Source organism: Azospira sp. I13, assembly GCF_003112695.1.
Lineage (GTDB): Bacteria > Pseudomonadota > Gammaproteobacteria > Burkholderiales > Rhodocyclaceae > Azospira.
Genome location: NZ_BFBP01000011.1, coordinates 333,443 through 350,259 on the forward strand (window position 1 = coordinate 333,443; position 16,817 = coordinate 350,259).

A 16,817-nucleotide genomic window follows, 5' to 3' on the forward strand; every position below is an offset into this window, starting at 1 on the left:
GTTTTTGTCCTCGTGTGGGGTGAATCGAGGTTGCGATTCTGACCCTGCGAGGCAGGCAAGTCTTTGATCCAGATAGGCGAAACCCCTGCACCGGGCAGGGGTTTCGCAGGGGTAGCAGACGACTACCTGGGCAAATAGCGGCAGGCTTACTGCAGCTCTTCCAGACGCAGGCGGGTGACCTGGCCTTGCACGGCAGCCAGGGCCTCAATCTTGGCGATGGCGGCGTCGACGTTCTTTTCCCGGGTGACATGGGTCAGCAGGATGATGTCGGTCTGCACTTCGCCCTCGCCCGGCTCCTTCTGGATCATGGCGTCGATGGAGATGGACTGGTCGGCCAGGATGCGGGTGATGTCGGCCAGCACGCCGGGCTTGTCTTCCACCCGCAGGCGCAGGTAGTAGGCGGTCTGCACTTCGGCCAGGGGCAGGATCGGCAGGTCCACCACGGCGTCCGGCTGGAAGGCCAGGTGGGGCACCCGGTGTTCCGGATCGGAGGTGTGCAGGCGGGTGACATCCACCAGGTCGGCGATGACGGCGGAAGCGGTGGGCTCGGCACCGGCACCCTTGCCGTAGTAGAGGGTGGCGCCGACGGCGTCGCCCTTCACCAGCACTGCGTTCATGGCGCCTTCCACGTTGGCGATGAGGCGCTTTTCCGGGATCAGAGTGGGATGCACGCGCAGTTCCACTCCTTCTGGGGTGCGCTTGGTCACGCCCAACAACTTGATGCGGTAGCCCAGCTGCTCGGCGTACTTGATGTCGATGGCATCCAGCTTGGTGATGCCTTCCACGTGGGCCTTGTCGAAGCTCATGGGGATGCCGAAGGCGATGGCGGACATGATGGTCAGCTTGTGGGCTGCGTCCACGCCTTCCACGTCGAAGGTGGGGTCGGCTTCGGCATAGCCCAGACGCTGGGCTTCCTTCAGCACGTCGGCAAAGGACAGGCCCTTGTCGCGCATCTCGGAGAGGATGAAGTTGGTGGTGCCGTTGATGATGCCGGCGACCCACTCGATGCGGTTGGCGGAGAGGCCTTCGCGCAGGGCCTTGATGATGGGGATACCACCGGCCACGGCGGCTTCGAAGGCGACGATGACGCCCTTCTTCTGGGCAGCGGCGAAGATTTCGTTGCCGTGGGTGGCCAGCAGGGCCTTGTTGGCGGTGACCACGTGCTTGCCATTCTCGATGGCCTTCATGACCAGGTCCTTGGCCACGCCGTAGCCGCCGATCAGTTCGACGACGATGTCCACATTGGGATCGGTGACCACGGCGAAGGCGTCGTCGGTGACCTTGCAGGCGCCGCCGGTGACCTGGCGGGCCAGGTCCAGATTACGATCGGCCACCATGGTAATTTCGATGGGACGGCCGGCCCGGCGGGTAATTTCTTCCGCATTACGTTTGAGGACGGTGAAGGTGCCGCCACCGACGGTACCGATGCCGAGCAGGCCGACGTTGATCGCTTTCATATGCAAGATCCCTAGTTGCTGAGTTAATTATCGTGGTTGGAAAAATCGGGGGTGGTCAGTTGCCATCAAGTGCCATGGCGCTTGCGGTAACCGGCCAGGAAACGGTCGATACGCCCGACGGCATCCTTGAGGTCGTCCACATGGGGCAGGAAGACCAGGCGGAAGTGATCCGGATCGGGCCAGTTGAAGCCGGTGCCCTGGACCAGCAGCACCTTTTCTTCTTGCAGCAGTTCGGCAATGAACTGCTGGTCGTCCTGGATCGGGTAAACCTTGGGATCCAGGCGGGGGAACATGTACAGGGTGGCCTTGGGCTTGACGCAGGAGACCCCGGGAATGGAGGTGATCAGCTCGTGGGCGATGTCCCGCTGGCGGCGCATGCGACCGCCTTCAGAAACCAGGTCATTGATGCTCTGGTAGCCGCCCAGAGCGGTCTGGATGGCCCACTGGCCGGGCACGTTTGCGCACAGACGCATGGAGGCCAGCATGTTGAGGCCTTCGATGTAGTCGGCGGCGGGGCGACGGTCGCCGGAAACCATCATCCAGCCGGCCCGGTAGCCACAGGAGCGATAGTTCTTGGAGAGGCCGTTGAAGCTGATGGTCAGCACGTCTTCCGAGAGGGAGCCGATGGCGGTGTGTTCAACGCCATCGTAAAGCACCTTGTCGTACACCTCGTCGGCGTAAATGATCAGATTGTTCTGACGGGCGATCTCGACGATTTCCTTGAGCAGGTCGTCGGGGTAGAGGGCGCCGGTGGGGTTGTTGGGGTTGATGATGACGATGGCCCGGGTGTTCTCGGTGATCTTGGCCCGGATGTCGTCCAGGTCAGGCAGCCAGCCGGCACCTTCGTCGCAGATATAGTGCCGCGGCGTGCCACCGGAAAGGCTGACGGCGGCGGTCCACAGGGGGTAGTCGGGAGCCGGCACCAGCACTTCGTCGCCCGGGTTGAGCAGGGCGTTCATGGCCATGACGATCAGTTCGGAAACGCCGTTGCCCACGTAGATGTCTTCCAGGCCCACGCCCTTGACCTTCTTCTGCTGGGCGTAGTGCATGATGGCCTTGCGTGCCGCGAAGATGCCCTTGGAGTCGGAATAGCCCGCCGAATTGGGCAGGTTGCGGATCATGTCCTGCTGGATTTCTTCCGGCGCGTCGAAGCCGAAGGAGGCCAGGTTGCCGATGTTGAGCTTGATGATCTTGTGGCCGTCCTCTTCCATCTGCTTGGCCTTTTCCAGCACGGGGCCGCGGATGTCGTAGCAGACGTTGTCGAGCTTGGCGGATTTCTTGATGGGTCGCACTTTGTTTTCCTGCGGGGTTGCCGGCGGAGCCGGACGAAGATCAATTCAGTTTTATTGTGCCGCCGGCTTCTTACTTGAGCAGGCCGTCCTTACGGAACATGTCCTTGATGCCGCGCACAGCCTGGCGGGTACGGGCCTCGTTCTCGATCAGGGCGAAACGCACATGGTCGTCGCCGTAATCGCCGAAGCCGATGCCCGGGGAGACGGCTACCTTGGCCTCCGCCAGTAGCTTCTTGGCGAATTCCAGGGAGCCCAGGTGGGCGTAGGGCTCGGGAATCTTGGCCCAGATGTACATGGAGGCCTTGGGCACCTCCACCATCCAGCCCGCCTCGTGCAGCCCCTTGGCCAGCACGTTGCGGCGCAGTTCGTAGGTCTGGCGCACTTCTTCCACACAGTCCTGGGGGCCGTCCAGGGCGATCACCGAGGCCACCTGGATCGGCGTGAAGGTGCCGTAGTCGTGGTAGCTCTTGATGCGGGCCAGGGCGGCGCACAGGTCCTTGTTGCCCACCATGTAGCCGACGCGCCAGCCGGCCATGTTGTAGCTCTTGGACATGGTGAAGAATTCCACCGCCACGTCCCGGGCGCCGGGCACTTCCATGATGGAGGGGGCGCGGTAGCCGTCGAAGACGATGTCGGCGTAGGCCAAGTCATGCACCACCAGGATGTCGTGTTCCTTGGCCAGGGCCACCACCCGCTCGAAGAAGTCGAGTTCGACGCAGCGCGCCGTGGGGTTGCTGGGAAAGCCCAGGATCATCATTTTTGGCTTGGGCGTGCATTCCCGGATGGCCCGCTGCAATTCTTCGAAGAAATCCACATCGTCGGTCATGCGCACCGAGCGGGTGTTGGCCCCGGCGATGATGGCGCCGTAGATGTGGATGGGGTAGCTGGGATTGGGCACCAGCACCGTGTCGCCCCGGTCCAGAGTGGCCAGCATGAGGTGGGCCAGGCCCTCCTTGGAGCCGATGGTGACCACGGCTTCGCTGTCCGGGTCGAAGGCCACGTTGTAGCGGCGCAGGTACCAGTCGCAGATGGCCTTGCGCAGGCGGGGGATACCCTTGGAAACGGAATAGCCGTGGGTGTCGCCGCGCTGGGTGGCGTCCACCATCTTGTCCACAATGTGTTTCGGCGTGGCGCCGTCCGGGTTGCCCATGGACATGTCGATGATGTCTTCACCGCGGCGACGCGCGGCCATCTTCAACTCAGCAGTGATGTTGAATACGTAAGGCGGCAGGCGCTTGATGCGGGGAAAGTCTTTCATGGGGGCAGGTAAATCCGGCTGTCGGCAACGCGCCGGCCGGGCCGGACGGGCGCGTAAAAAGGCTATAATCCTACCCTTTCTTCCCCGGTTTGTGCACCGCAGCCGACCATGAAGCTCCATCGCGACAATACTGACGGCCATTACGCCTTTTCCGGCTATGGCGACGACTACGTGGCCATCAACGGCAACCGCCTGCAGGGCAATCTGGTGGTGCTGCCCCGGCGGCTGATCCGGGATTGGACCCAGGCCACCTTCGAAACCCTGAGCCAGGCCGATTTCGATGCCCTGGCGGAGTTGGGGGTGGAGATCATGATTCTCGGCACCGGCGCCAGGCAGCGCTTCCCTCATCCCCAACTGCTGCAAGGCCTGATGCGGGCTGGTATCGGCCTGGAGGTGATGAATACCCAGGCTGCCTGCCGCACCTACAATATCCTCGCCGCCGAAGGCCGCAGTGTCGGCTGCGCCCTGTTGCAGGATTCGGTCACCCCGTGAGCCCTCTGTGAGCCCGATCGCCTTTGCCCTGATCCTCACCGGGGTCATTCTCAACGCCGCCGGCCAGTTGCTGCTCAAGGCCGGCACCAATGCCGTGGGCCATTTCGAATTCCACCTGGACAATGTCCTGCCCATCGGCCTCAAGCTGGCCTTCAATCCCTACATTCTCAGCGGCATGGCCGCCTATGGCGTCAGCCTGGTGGTGTGGATCATGGCCCTCTCCCGGGTACCGGTCTCCATCGCCTACCCCATGCTTTCCATTGGCTACGTCATCAACGCCTTCATCGCCTGGCACTGGTTCGGCGAGGCCCTCTCCCTGGAGAAGCTGGCGGGCATCGGCCTGATCGTCCTGGGCGTTTACGTCATCACCCGTACCGCCTGATCTCCTGCAAGTCAGTAGCGCGTCAGGAGAATCCCTTACAATGAAGGCTGTCCTCTCCTCCAAGCAGGACAGTTGTACCTTGAACGCGCGCCGGCGTTTTTCGGGGGTGTTCGCCCGGTCGAATGTCGGAGCGCGTTATTTTTCCCGCGGCTTTGCTCCCGCCCTCCCGTTTCCCCTCCCCGCGCCCTCCGCACTCCCCTTCTCTCCCATTCCTGCCGGCCAGCCCCAGACGGCCCCCGCAAGACGCCGGATTGCTTTTACAATCCGCACCTCTCCGCTCTATCCAGGCATCTTTTCGCCATGTCCAGCCCTCAACTCGCCCTGAAAATCAACGTCGACACCCTGCGCGGCACCCGCAGCGGCGTGCCCCGCCTGGTGGAACTGCTGCAAAAGCACGGCGCCCAGGCCACCTTCCTGTTCTCCCTCGGCCCTGACAATACCGGCAAGACGCCGCGGCAGCCGCGCCCGGCCGGTAGTCGGAAGAAAGGGAAATCCGCCAGCAAGCCCATCTCCCGGCGGGAGCGCTATGGTTTTACCAGCCTGCTCTACGGCACCTTCCTGCCGGCCCCGGACATCGGCCGGCGCTGCGCCCACATCCTCAAGGCCGTTCATGAGGCCGGATTCGAAACCGGCATCCAGAGCTGGGACCGGGCCGACTGGCAGTTGCGCATCGGCGACGCCGCCAATGCCTGGGTGGAAGTGGAAATGGCCAAGGCAGCCAAACGCTACGAAGACATCCTCGGCCAGCGCCCCACCGTACATGGCGCCACCGGCTGGCTGATGAACCGCCACGCCCTGCGCCTGACCCAACGCCTCGGCCTGGCTTACGGCAGCGACACCCGGGGCACCGGCCCCTTCCTGCCGGTAGTGGAAGGCGAACTGGTGGCCTGCCCGCAGTTGCCCACCACCCTGCCCCCCCTGGATGAACTCATCGGCCAGGGCGACATTACCGCCGATAACGTGGCAGACCGCCTGCTCCTGGAGACCCGCAACCCGCCGGCCGCCGGCCACGTCTTCACCCTGCATGCGGAACTGGAAGGCATGAAGTTTCTGCCGGTTTTCGAAAAACTGCTGGAAGGATGGAAGGAACAGGGCTATGCCCTGGTGGCCTGCCGCCAGCTGGCCGCCGGCCTGGACCAGGATGCCCTGCCCCGCTGCCAGGTCCTGCGCAGCGATCTGCCGGAGCAGGCCGGACAGATGATCCAGGGGCCGGAGTTCCTCGCCGCCTGAGCCGCCCGGGCACAACCTGGCAGGCGCGGAAAGCCCGGCGGATTGTTGACCGCCGCCGGCCTTTCCCCCAACAATGGGGCATCAATCATGGAGAACAACATGAGCCCCAGCCCCCTTCCCCAAGCCATTCTTGATACCCCCGTCGCCGATTTCACCCTGCCGGCCACCGGCGACTCCCCCTTCACCCTCTCGGCCCAACGTGGCCAGCACATCGTCCTGTATTTCTACCCCAAGGACAGCACGCCCGGCTGCACCACCGAGGCCCAGCAGTTCCGCGACCTCTACCCGTCTTTCCAGGCCGCTGGCACGCGGGTGCTGGGGGTTTCCCGGGATTCCTTGCGCTCCCACGACAATTTCCGCACCAAGCAGAACCTCCCGTTTGACCTCATTTCCGATGGCGAGGAAGTGCTGTGCCAGATGTTCGCTGTCATGAAGCTGAAGAAAATGTATGGCAAAGAAGTGCGTGGTATCGAACGCAGTACTTTTGTCATCGACAGTGCCGGCGTGCTGCGCAAGGAATGGCGCGGCATCAAGGTCCCCGGCCATGCCCAGGAAGTGCTCGAGTTCGTGCAGTCCCTTTAAAACGACGTTCAACCAGACAGGACGCCCCCATGGCCCGCAAACCCGCCGCGAGCAGTAAAACGGTAGCTTCCTCCACCTCCGCATCGTCCCGCTGCAAGATTTTTGTCCTCGACACCAACGTGCTCATGCACGACCCCACCAGCCTGTTCCGTTTCGAGGAGCACGACGTCTTCCTGCCCATGATGGTGCTGGAGGAACTGGACAACAACAAGAAGGGCATGTCGGAAATCGCCCGCAACGCCCGCCAGGCGAGCCGCACCCTGGACGACATCCTGGCCCATGCCGGCGACGAGATCGAGTCCGGTATTGCCCTGGAAACGCCGTCAAGCAAGCTGGCCACCGGCCACCTCTTCCTGCAGACCGAGGCCATCAGTTCCGAACTGCCCCAGGCCCTGCCCACCGCCAAGTACGACAACCAGATCCTGGCTGTCGTCTTCCACCTGCAGCGGCGCCATCCCAAGCGCTCGGTGATCCTGGTGTCGAAAGACATCAACATGCGCATCAAGGCCCGCACCCTGGGTCTGGCGGCCGAGGATTACTTCAACGACAAGGTTCTGGAAGACACCGACCTGCTGTACACCGGCGTGCGTGAGCTACCGGCGGATTTCTGGGAAAAGCACGGTCAGGGTATGGAATCGGGCAAGCGGGAGGGCCGCACCTATTACCGCATCAAGGGCCCCCTCTGCTCCCAGTTGCTGATCAATGAGTTCGTCTATCAAGAAGGCGCGCAGCCTCTCTACGCCCTGGTGCGCAGCGTTTCGGGGAAGACAGCCGAGCTGGAAACCCTGATCGACTTCACCCACCCTAAGAACAACGTCTGGGGCATCACCGCCCGCAACCGGGAACAGAACTTCGCCCTCAACCTGCTGATGGACCCGGAGGTGGATTTCATCACCCTGCTGGGCCAGGCCGGCACCGGCAAGACCCTGCTGACCCTGGCCGCTGGCCTGACTCAGGTACTGGAAACGAAGCAGTATTCCGAAATCATCATGACCCGGGTGACGGTGCCGGTAGGCGAGGACATCGGCTTTCTGCCCGGCACCGAGGAAGAGAAAATGGCCCCCTGGATGGGCGCCCTGGAAGACAATCTGGACGTGCTCAACAAGACCGATGACGAGGCCGGCGACTGGGGCCGTGCCGCCACCCGGGACCTGATCCGCAGCCGCATCAAGGTCAAGTCCCTCAACTTCATGCGGGGCCGCACCTTCATCAACAAGTACCTGATCATCGATGAAGCCCAGAACCTGACGCCGAAACAGATGAAAACCCTGATCACCCGGGCCGGCCCCGGCACCAAGGTGGTCTGCCTGGGCAACATCGCCCAGATCGACACGCCTTACCTGACCGAAGGTTCTTCCGGTCTCACCTATGTGGTGGATCGCTTCAAGGGATGGGACCATTCGGGCCACATCACCCTGCAACGGGGCGAGCGCTCCCGTTTGGCGGACCACGCGGCCGAAGTGCTATAATTTTTTTCAGTTTTCATCCCCCTAAAGCCGCACGTCAGTGCGGCTTTAGTTTTTACGGAGGAATGAGCATGAAGCGCCGTGCCTTTCTCGCACTGGCTGGCGGCCTTGCCGTCGCGCCTGGCAGCGTTCTGGCTGCCAAGAAAACCAATTCCAGCCCCAAACCTGACCCCAAGGCAACCAAGAAGCCTGTTGCCAAGCCCAATGCCAAGACTGCTGCAGCCGGCAAACCGTCCGCCAAGGCCGGCTTGCGTGCCCCTGCCGGCAATCCCCGCGGCGCCGCCAGCGGCCCGGTCAGCGGCCACGTGGGTGGCATGCGACCAGCCGCCCTGCCCCTGCCCCGCCAGCAATCCTGGCGCCACTACGATCTGGTGGTGAAGGTTGGTGCCCCCGACAACACCCAGCCTCTGCGGGCGTGGATTCCCCTGCCCCAGGAAAACGAATGGCAGCGGGTGGAAGACATGGATTGGCAGGGCAATTACGCCAAGGCTGGCCTGCGCCGGGATGGCGACAGCGGCCTGCTCACCTTCTTTGCCGAATGGCCGGCCGGCAGCCGGGCGCCGGCTGCGGAACTGCGCTTGCGTCTGGGTACCCGCCAGCGCCTCTTCGACATCACCCGCCGCGGCACCTCCACCGAATCCGAGGACGTGCTCAACCTCAATCTCGCCCCGGCCGGCCCCTGGCCCCAGGATGTCATTGCGGACCTAGCAGACCGCGTCACCGGCCGTATCCGGGAACCCATGCCCCAGGCCCTGGCCATCTACGACTGGGTGGTGGACCACGGCCTGAGCTGTAATGGCGTCCCCGAGTCGGTGCAAAAATCCCTCTGCGCCCAGAACGACGGCGGTGCCGGCTTGGCCGGCGTCTTTGTCGCCCTCTGTCGGGCCACCGGCATTCCGGCACGGCGGGTCAGCGGCCAGCGTATCGGCCCCTCCCGCCAGTCCGCCAGCCTCGGTGCCAGCGGGGATGTCTCCGCCGCCCAGCATTGGCGTGCTGAATTCCATGCTCCCTTCTATGGCTGGATTCCAGTGGACCCGGCCGACGCGGTGCTGGCCCAGCGCCGGGATGGCGACAGCGGCTCCCTGCGCAAGCGTCTTTTCGGTTTCTGGGAAATGAACTGGGCGGCCTATTTCAGCGGCGATGGCGTACGCCTGCCCCTGGGCCCGGGAGAAAGCCTGTCTGTCGTGGATCGCCCATTGCTGGGCCAGGTGGAACGGGATGGCAGCGTCCGCCTGATCAACCGCCAGGCCAACATCAGCCTGGAAGCCCACCCCAGCGAAAACTGATGACTCAGTAGATGCCGAGGGCCAGCCCTGCCGCCAGGGCGGCTCCGGTGTCGGCACAGCGCTGCAGGTCGGCCGGATCGAGGATTTTTGGCGCCTGGATGGCCTCCCGGGTCTGGGCCCGGGTACAGACGATCAACGGCGCACAAATGGCTTTGAGACGCCAGCCAGCAGCGATCCGCTCCACCTGCCGCACGGCCCCCTGGCCGTCGCTGCCGGCACACACCAGCAGGACGTAGGGGCGGCCGTTGAGCTGATCCAGGGCGTCGTAATAACTGCGGTCAAAAAAGTCCTTCAGACGCCCCGCCATGCTGCCCAAGTACTCCGGCGTGACGAAGATGAAAGCATCAGCCGCAATGGCGTCGGCGGGCCCCACGTCTTCCGCCTGGCAGAGACGCACCACCACGCCGCCCTCCCCCGCCGCGCCTGCGGCTGCCGCCCTGGCCATGGCAGCTGCGCCGCCGGTCTGGGAGTGGTAAATGATCAGCAGGGTTTTCATGGCTGATTTCCAGGTGCGCCCACCACACACCAACAGGATCAGTATTCGGGGCCGCTGCTGCCCCGGTAGGCGGAATTCTCGAAGCGGGTGTATTCCCCAAGGAAGGTGAGGTGCACCGTGCCCGTGGGGCCGTTACGCTGCTTGCCGATGATGACCTCGGCCATGCCCTTGTTGTTCTCGCTTTCCTTGTTGTAGTACTCATCCCGGTACATCATCATGATGACGTCCGCATCCTGCTCGATAGCGCCGGATTCCCGCAAGTCGGACATCATGGGACGCTTGTCGGTCCGCTCTTCCACCTTCCGGGAAAGCTGTGACAGCGCGATCACCGGTACCGACAACTCCTTGGCCAGGGATTTCAGGGCGCGGGAAATTTCCGACACTTCCGTCGCCCGGTTCTCGCCACCGCCGGCCTTGGCCGACACCATCAACTGCAGGTAGTCGATGACGATCAGGCCCAGCTTGCCGCCGTACTGGCGCGCCAGGCGTCGCGCCCGGGCCCGCAGATCGAGCGGATTCAAACCACCGGTCTCGTCAATGTAGAGGGGCTTCTCGTGCATCTTGCCGAGGGCAAAGGAAAGACGGCCCCACTCGTCGTCGTCCAGGCGGCCGGTACGCAGGTTGTGGGAATTGAGCTTACCCAGGGAGGCCAGCATCCGCATGGCCAGCTGGGCGCCGCCCATTTCCATGGAAAACACCCCGACCGGCAGGCCCTGCTCCACCGCCACATATTCGGCGATGTTGAGGGCAAAGGCAGTCTTACCCATGGAAGGACGGCCGGCGACGATGATCAGGTCGCCAGGCTGCAGGCCGGAGGTTTTCTGGTCCAGGTCGATGAAGCCGGTAGACACGCCGGTAATGTCCGAGGGATTGTCCCGGTCGTGCAGTTCTTCAATTTTCTGCACCACCTCGTTGAGCAGGGGATTGATGTGCACAAAGCCCTGCTGGGACAAGGCGCCCTTTTCAGCAATCTCGAAGACCCGGGACTCGGCCTCGTCGAGCAGGGACTTGGCATCCCGCCCCAGGGGGTTGAGGGCGCTGGAGGCAATTTCGTCCCCCGCGGTCACCAGCTGGCGCAGGATGGCCCGCTCCCGCACGATTTCCGCATAGCGGCGGATATTGGAGGCGGAAGGCGTATTGGCGGCCAGTTCCCCCAGATAAGCCAGGCCGCCGGTATGTTCGCTCTCCCCGGCCGCATCCAGGGCTTCGGAAACGGTCACCACGTCCGCCGGCTTGCCGATGGAAAGGAGACGCTGGACCTGGCGGAAGATGCGGCGGTGTTCGTCCCGATAGAAGTCGGTCTCCGTCACCATGTCACCTACCTTGTCCCAGGCCTGGTTATCCAGCAGCAAGCCACCTAGCAGGGACTGCTCCGCTTCCACGGAATGGGGTGGCACCCGCAGCTGGGCAAGCACAGGGTCGGTGGAATCCAGGGAATCGGAACGGGAGAAACGGCGGGGCTTGTTCATGGCAGGGCCTGTATCGGGGATGGGCAATTCTACCCTTGCCCGCGATTGCATTGGCGACATCGAAGGAACGGGAATGGCGGCAGAAAAGAAAAAGGCCTTGCAGGACGAATCCGCAAGGCCTTTCTGGGGAAGCGCCCGCGAAGGCGCTGCCGCTGCTTAGTGCTCGCCGAGAACGGAGACGGTGATCTGAGCGATCACGTCGGTGTGCAGAGCGACATCGATGGGGTAGTCACCGATGGCCTTGAGGTGGCCGTTGGGCATGCGGATGGTGGACTTCTCCACCTTGTGGCCTTGGGCTTCCAGGGCTTCGGCGATGTCGAAGTTGGACACGGAACCAAACAGACGGCCATCCATACCGGCCTTACGGCTGATCTGAACCATCAGGCCGTTCAATTGACCGGCTTGGGCTTCGGCAGCGGCCAGCTTGTCAGCCTGAGCCTTTTCCAGCTCGGCGCGCTTGACTTCGAATTCAGCCAGGGCAGCGGGAGTAGCACGCTTGGCCTTGCGCTGGGGGATCAGGAAGTTACGGGCGTAGCCGTCCTTGACCTTGACCACGTCGCCCAGGTTACCCAGGTTGACAACCTTTTCCAGAAGAATGATTTGCATGTTTCTCTCTCCCGATTAAACGTGGTTGTCGGTGTAGGGCAGCAGGGCCAGGTAGCGAGCACGCTTCACAGCGACGCCCAGCTGACGCTGGTAGTGGGCCTTGGTGCCGGTCAGACGAGCCGGCATGATCTTGGCGTTTTCAGCGATGAAGTCCTTCAGCAGGTCCACGTCCTTGTAGTCGATCTCAACGATCTTCTCGGCAGTGAAGCGGCAGAACTTGCGGCGCTTGAACATACCGCCACCGCGGCGCTTTTTCTTGTCATCGTCCTTCTTCTTGAAAAACGGTCGAGCCATTTTCATTTCCTTCCAAAAATTCGATTCGTTCTACGTGCAACATGGGCTGCCGGCTGTTTCTGCTCTTCAGGGCCAAAAACCCTTCGAGCCTTACCGCCTTGCCGAGCCCGGCGTCCTGCAGCCATTTGGCTGTGGTTCCCAGGGCAACGACGTTGATTTCACACTCAACCTTGCGGGGGTGGCCGGCTTCGATCATTTCTGATTCGTGGCGCAGGCGCCCTTCGCTCACCGGCACGCCGGCGGGGGTGTAACGCAAGGGTTTGTGTTCGATCAGCGTCCCGGTGATTACAACGCGGTTATCAACCAGCTTCGTGGCAGCCAACGATTAATTAGGCAGCCGGGGTCGCTTCGGCGGCAGGGGCTTCAGCCTTGCCATCCAGCAGGGACTTGGACTTCTCTTCCTTCATCATGGGAGAAGGAGTGGTCGTAGCAGCCTTGGTCTTGACGGTGAGGTGACGCAGCACGGCGTCGTTGAACTTGAAGGAATGCTCCAGTTCGTTCAGGGTCTCGCCGTCGCACTCGATGTTCATCAGCACGTAGTGGGCTTTGTGAACCTTCTGGATCGGGTAAGCCAGCTGACGACGGCCCCAGTCTTCCAGACGGTGGATCACGCCGCTGCGGGTGGTCACGATCGAACGGTAGCGTTCGACCATGGCCGGAACCTGCTCGCTCTGGTCCGGATGGACGATAAATACGATTTCGTAATGGCGCATGAATTCTCCTTTTGGCTAACAGCCCTCCGCCATGCGTTCGCGGTAGGACAAGGTTGGAAAGCCGACGATTATGGCACGGTTTTTCACGGAAAATCAAGGAAAACCGCAGCCTGGACGAAGAGCCCCGACCCTAACCCAAGACAATTTGGCAGGGAATCGACAAAAGGGGGCATGGCAGACATGTGTCCTCGCCTCGGTCAAACACCCATGGCAGCTGGCTGCCCGGGGCTCGGTACGGTCAGAGCTGGTATTCGTCCTCGCCCCGACCCGCTGCGCCGGAGAGCGCACCTTCCATGGACTTCTCCACGGCCTTGCGGGTCAGATGGGGGGCGAAGAGTTCGATGAAGTCGTACTCGTAGCGCCGCAGATAGGTGCCCCGGCGCAGCGCCAGGCGAGTGGTGTTGGACTCGAACAGATGCCCCGCATCCAAGGCCACCAGGCCACCCTGGCTACCGTCCCGCTCGGGATCGAAGGCGATGCGGGCGATGATGCCCAGACCCAGACCTAGGCTGACGTAGGTCTTGATCACATCCGCATCGATGGCGGAGAGCACCACATTCGGCGTCAGGCCGTGGCGCTCGAAGGCACTGCTGATGCGCCCGCCACCGGTAAAGGCCGGATCGTAGGTAATGAGGGGGAAACGCGCCAGTACTGCCAAGGACAGCGGCCCCTGCTCCAGGATCGGATGGCCGGTGGGGGCAATGACGCAATGGGACCACTGGTAGCAGGGCATGGTCACCAGATTGGGCACATGGTCCAAGGCCTCGGTAGCGATGGCGATGTCGGCCTCGCCGTTGGCAGCCCATTCGGCGATCTGGGTCGGGCTACCCTGATGCAGGGAGAGGCGCACCCGGGGATAACGCTCGGTAAAGCGCTTCACCACCTGGGGTAGCGCATAGCGGGCCTGGGTATGGGTGGTGGCAATGATCATGCTGCCGGAGTCGCCACCGGCGTATTCCTCGCCCACCCGCTTGAGGTTTTCCGCCTCCCGCAGGATGCGGTTGGAAATCTCCAGCACCGCCTTGCCGGGTTCGGTAATGCCGGTCAGGCGCTTGCCGCTGCGTTCGAAGACAATGATGCCCAGTTCGTCCTCGAGCATCTTGATCTGCTTGGAAACCCCGGGCTGGGAGGTGTAAAGTGCTTCCGCCGCTTCGGAAACGTTGAGTCCGCGGCGGGAAACTTCGACGAGATATCGCAGCTGCTGCAGCTTCATGACGATAGCCTGTTAATAACTTTAGGTTATATCAATGTAGCACGATATTCTTTTGAGGCCAATAAACGGCTGTTACGATGCGCCCCACTTCACGACTAGGCGCATCATGGACTGGCTGTATACCCTCTCTGGATTCGTGGTCGGCGCCATTGTCGGTTTGACGGGCGTTGGCGGCGGCTCCCTCATGACTCCCCTGCTGGTCCTCCTGTTCGGCATCCACCCGGCCACCGCCGTGGGCACCGACCTGCTCTACGCCGCCGTCACCAAGGCCGGCGGCACCGTGGTGCATTCGCGCAAGGGCCACGTGGAATGGCGTATCGTCGGCCTGCTGGCTGCCGGCAGCATGCCTGCCACTGCCATCACCCTGTACGCCCTGGCCCACCTGCCCAAGCAGGGCCCGGAAACCACCGGCCTGATCTCCATTGGCCTGGGCATCGCCCTGCTGCTCACCGCCTGCGCCATCATCTTCCGCCAGAAGTTGCAGTCCTATGCCCTGAGCCACGAAACTTCCTTCGTGCAGCGGCATCACACGCCCATCACCATTGCCGTCGGCGCCACCCTGGGGGTGCTGGTTTCCATTTCCTCCGTTGGCGCCGGTGCCCTGGGTGTAGCCGCCCTCTTCTTTCTCTACCCCAAGCTGCCCGCCGTGCGCATCGTCGGCAGCGACGTAGCCCACGCTGTGCCCCTCACCCTGGTGGCGGGTACCGGCCACTGGATGCTCGGCAGCGTGGATTGGCACCTGCTGTCTGCTCTGCTGGTCGGCTCCCTTCCTGGCATCTGGGTTGGCAGCCACATTTCGGCCAAGGTTCCGGATAAAATCCTGCGCCCCATCCTGGCCACCATGCTGGTGCTGATCGGCGCCAAGCTCATTGCCCATTAAAAGTAATCCCGAGGCCCTTATGTACCGTTACGACCAATACGATCACGCCCTCGTCCAGGAACGGGTTGCCCAGTTCCGCGACCAGGTCCGCCGCTGGAAAGCCGGGGAACTTTCGGACGATGAATTCCGCCCCCTGCGCCTGCAAAATGGCCTCTACATCCAGCGCCATGCGCCCATGTTCCGGGTCGCCGTGCCCTATGGCATGCTGTCGAGCGCCCAGCTGCGCCGCCTGGCCAAGATCGCCCGGGACTACGACAAGGGCTACGCCCACTTCACCACCCGCCACAACCTACAGTACAACTGGATCCCCGTAGAGCGGGTGCCAGACGCCCTGGCGGAGCTGGCGGAAGTGGAAATGCACGCCATCCAGACCTCCGGCAACTGCATCCGCAACGTCACCACAGACCAGTTCGCCGGCGTCGCCGCCGATGAAATCCTGGACCCTCGCCCCCTGTGCGAACTGCTGCGCCAGTGGAGCACCTTCCACCCGGAATTCGCCTTCCTGCCGCGCAAGTTCAAGATCGCGGTGAATGGCGCCCTGGAAGACCGGGCCCTGACCTGGTTCCACGACATCGGCCTGCACATCCGCAAGAACGAAGCCGGCGAAGTGGGCTTCCGCGTCATCGTCGGTGGCGGCCTGGGGCGCACCCCCATCCGCGGCCAAGTGGTGCGCGAGTTCCTGCACTGGCAGGACATCCTCACCTATAACGAAGCCATTCTGCGGGTCTACAACCGTTACGGCCGCCGCGACAACGCCTACAAGGCCCGCATCAAGATCCTGGTGCAGGCCCTGGGCGTGGAGAAGTTCGCCGAGCAGGTGGAAGCCGAATGGGCCCACCTCAAGGGCGGCCCGGCCACCCTCACCCAGGCCGAATACGACCGGGTGGCGGCCTTCTTCAATCCCCCCGCCTACGTGCAGCTGCCGGCCATCGACGAAGGCTTTGTGCAGGCACAGGCCGAACTGCCCGCCTTCGCCCGCTGGGTGGAGCGCAATGTGCGCCCCCACCGGGTGCCGGGCTACGCCTCCGTCACCCTCTCCCTGAAGAAGCCGGGCACTGCCCCGGGCGACGTCACCGACCAGCAGATGGAGCGGGTGGCTGATCTGGCCGACCGCTACAGCTTCGGCGAAGTGCGGGTCACCCACGAACAGAATCTGGTGCTGGCCGATGTGCGCCAGGACGAACTGCAAGCCCTGTGGGAAGACGCCAAGGCGGTGAGCCTGGCCACCCCCAACATCGGCCTCATCACGGACATGATCTGCTGCCCCGGCGGCGATTTCTGCGACCTGGCCAACGCCAAGTCCATCCCCATCGCCAACGCCATCCAGGCCAAATTCGAAGACCTGGACTACCTCTACGACATCGGCGACATCGAGCTCAACATCTCCGGCTGCATGAACTCCTGCGGCCACCACCACGTCGGCCACATCGGCGTGCTGGGCGTGGATAAGGGCAACGAGGAGTGGTACCAGATCACCCTGGGCGGCCGCCAGGGCAACAACGCCCTGCTGGGCAAGGTCATCGGCCCCTCCTTCCCCGCCGACGAAGTGGCTGGGGTGGTGGAAAAGCTGATCCAGGTGTACCTGGAAAACCGCCACGAGGAAGAACTGTTCATCGACACCCTGGACCGTCTGGGTGTGGAACCCTTCAAGACCCGGATTTACGGCGACCGCCTCAAGGGCAAGAACGCTGCCTGACCCCA

The 16,817-nt window shown here is 63.1% G+C and carries 18 protein-coding genes; 8 read left to right on the top strand and 10 right to left on the bottom strand.

Annotated elements, in window-relative coordinates; translation table 11 throughout:
- Positions 1 to 146 precede the first annotated feature (146 nt).
- From AZSI13_RS11440 to alaC, 3 genes are all read right to left on the bottom strand, one after another.
- Positions 147 to 1,457, bottom strand: coding sequence for a homoserine dehydrogenase (locus tag AZSI13_RS11440; protein WP_109041287.1), 1,311 nt, complete (start codon positions 1,455 to 1,457; stop codon positions 147 to 149).
- 65 nt (positions 1,458 to 1,522) lie between these two features.
- A complete protein-coding gene (locus AZSI13_RS11445) occupies positions 1,523 to 2,749 on the bottom strand; it encodes a pyridoxal phosphate-dependent aminotransferase (RefSeq protein ID WP_109041288.1) in 1,227 nt (408 codons plus the stop codon).
- Positions 2,750 to 2,819: 70 nt separating this feature from the next.
- A complete protein-coding gene (alaC, locus tag AZSI13_RS11450) occupies positions 2,820 to 4,007 on the bottom strand; it encodes an alanine transaminase (protein WP_109041289.1) in 1,188 nt (395 codons plus the stop codon).
- Positions 4,008 to 4,115: 108 nt separating this feature from the next.
- Here alaC and AZSI13_RS11455 point away from each other — a divergent pair, with 108 nt between their 5' ends.
- From AZSI13_RS11455 to AZSI13_RS18215, 6 genes are all read left to right on the top strand, one after another.
- Positions 4,116 to 4,499, top strand: coding sequence for an Mth938-like domain-containing protein (locus AZSI13_RS11455; protein WP_109041290.1), 384 nt, complete (start codon positions 4,116 to 4,118; stop codon positions 4,497 to 4,499).
- 7 nt (positions 4,500 to 4,506) lie between these two features.
- On the top strand, positions 4,507 to 4,881 hold the full coding sequence (locus AZSI13_RS11460) for an SMR family transporter (RefSeq protein ID WP_109041291.1): 375 nt from the start codon (positions 4,507 to 4,509) through the stop codon (positions 4,879 to 4,881).
- 300 nt (positions 4,882 to 5,181) lie between these two features.
- Positions 5,182 to 6,111: a polysaccharide deacetylase family protein gene (locus AZSI13_RS11465; protein WP_109041292.1), complete on the top strand. Its 930-nt coding sequence runs from the start codon at positions 5,182 to 5,184 to the stop codon at positions 6,109 to 6,111.
- 99 nt (positions 6,112 to 6,210) lie between these two features.
- Positions 6,211 to 6,693 (top strand): peroxiredoxin, encoded by a 483-nt coding sequence (locus AZSI13_RS11470; protein WP_109041293.1) that lies wholly within the window; start codon positions 6,211 to 6,213, stop codon positions 6,691 to 6,693.
- A 29-nt stretch (positions 6,694 to 6,722) separates the two neighbouring features.
- Positions 6,723 to 8,162: a PhoH family protein gene (locus AZSI13_RS11475; protein ID WP_109041294.1), complete on the top strand. Its 1,440-nt coding sequence runs from the start codon at positions 6,723 to 6,725 to the stop codon at positions 8,160 to 8,162.
- Positions 8,163 to 8,230: 68 nt separating this feature from the next.
- Entirely contained in the window at positions 8,231 to 9,445 is a 1,215-nt protein-coding gene (locus tag AZSI13_RS18215) for a transglutaminase family protein (RefSeq protein ID WP_109041295.1), read from the top strand.
- 4 nt (positions 9,446 to 9,449) lie between these two features.
- Here the strand turns inward: AZSI13_RS18215 and AZSI13_RS11485 are convergent, their stop codons facing one another.
- The 7 genes from AZSI13_RS11485 to AZSI13_RS11515 all read right to left on the bottom strand — a co-directional run bounded on the left by AZSI13_RS11485 (position 9,450) and on the right by AZSI13_RS11515 (position 14,236).
- Positions 9,450 to 9,941: an NAD(P)H-dependent oxidoreductase gene (locus tag AZSI13_RS11485; protein WP_109041296.1), complete on the bottom strand. Its 492-nt coding sequence runs from the start codon at positions 9,939 to 9,941 to the stop codon at positions 9,450 to 9,452.
- Between the two features lie 38 nt (positions 9,942 to 9,979).
- Positions 9,980 to 11,410, bottom strand: a complete 1,431-nt coding sequence (dnaB, locus tag AZSI13_RS11490) for a replicative DNA helicase (RefSeq protein ID WP_109041297.1) — start codon at positions 11,408 to 11,410, stop codon at positions 9,980 to 9,982.
- Positions 11,411 to 11,566: 156 nt separating this feature from the next.
- Positions 11,567 to 12,016 carry a 50S ribosomal protein L9 gene (gene rplI, locus AZSI13_RS11495; RefSeq protein ID WP_109041298.1) on the bottom strand — a complete coding sequence of 150 codons (450 nt, stop codon included), beginning with the start codon at positions 12,014 to 12,016 and terminating at the stop codon, positions 11,567 to 11,569.
- A 15-nt stretch (positions 12,017 to 12,031) separates the two neighbouring features.
- Positions 12,032 to 12,250, bottom strand: a complete 219-nt coding sequence (gene rpsR / locus AZSI13_RS11500) for a 30S ribosomal protein S18 (RefSeq protein ID WP_232058886.1) — start codon at positions 12,248 to 12,250, stop codon at positions 12,032 to 12,034.
- Between the two features lie 25 nt (positions 12,251 to 12,275).
- Positions 12,276 to 12,632 (bottom strand): primosomal replication protein N, encoded by a 357-nt coding sequence (priB, locus tag AZSI13_RS11505; RefSeq protein WP_369406666.1) that lies wholly within the window; start codon positions 12,630 to 12,632, stop codon positions 12,276 to 12,278.
- A 7-nt stretch (positions 12,633 to 12,639) separates the two neighbouring features.
- Entirely contained in the window at positions 12,640 to 13,023 is a 384-nt protein-coding gene (rpsF, locus tag AZSI13_RS11510) for a 30S ribosomal protein S6 (protein ID WP_109041299.1), read from the bottom strand.
- 238 nt (positions 13,024 to 13,261) lie between these two features.
- On the bottom strand, positions 13,262 to 14,236 hold the full coding sequence (locus AZSI13_RS11515; protein ID WP_109041300.1) for a CysB family HTH-type transcriptional regulator: 975 nt from the start codon (positions 14,234 to 14,236) through the stop codon (positions 13,262 to 13,264).
- Between the two features lie 106 nt (positions 14,237 to 14,342).
- On the opposite strand from AZSI13_RS11515, the gene AZSI13_RS11520 reads away from it, so the two are divergent.
- Together AZSI13_RS11520 and AZSI13_RS11525 are read left to right on the top strand one after the other, a co-directional pair.
- Positions 14,343 to 15,116: a sulfite exporter TauE/SafE family protein gene (locus AZSI13_RS11520; protein ID WP_109041301.1), complete on the top strand. Its 774-nt coding sequence runs from the start codon at positions 14,343 to 14,345 to the stop codon at positions 15,114 to 15,116.
- A 19-nt stretch (positions 15,117 to 15,135) separates the two neighbouring features.
- Positions 15,136 to 16,812, top strand: coding sequence for a nitrite/sulfite reductase (locus AZSI13_RS11525; RefSeq protein WP_109041302.1), 1,677 nt, complete (start codon positions 15,136 to 15,138; stop codon positions 16,810 to 16,812).
- Positions 16,813 to 16,817: the final 5 nt, after the last annotated feature.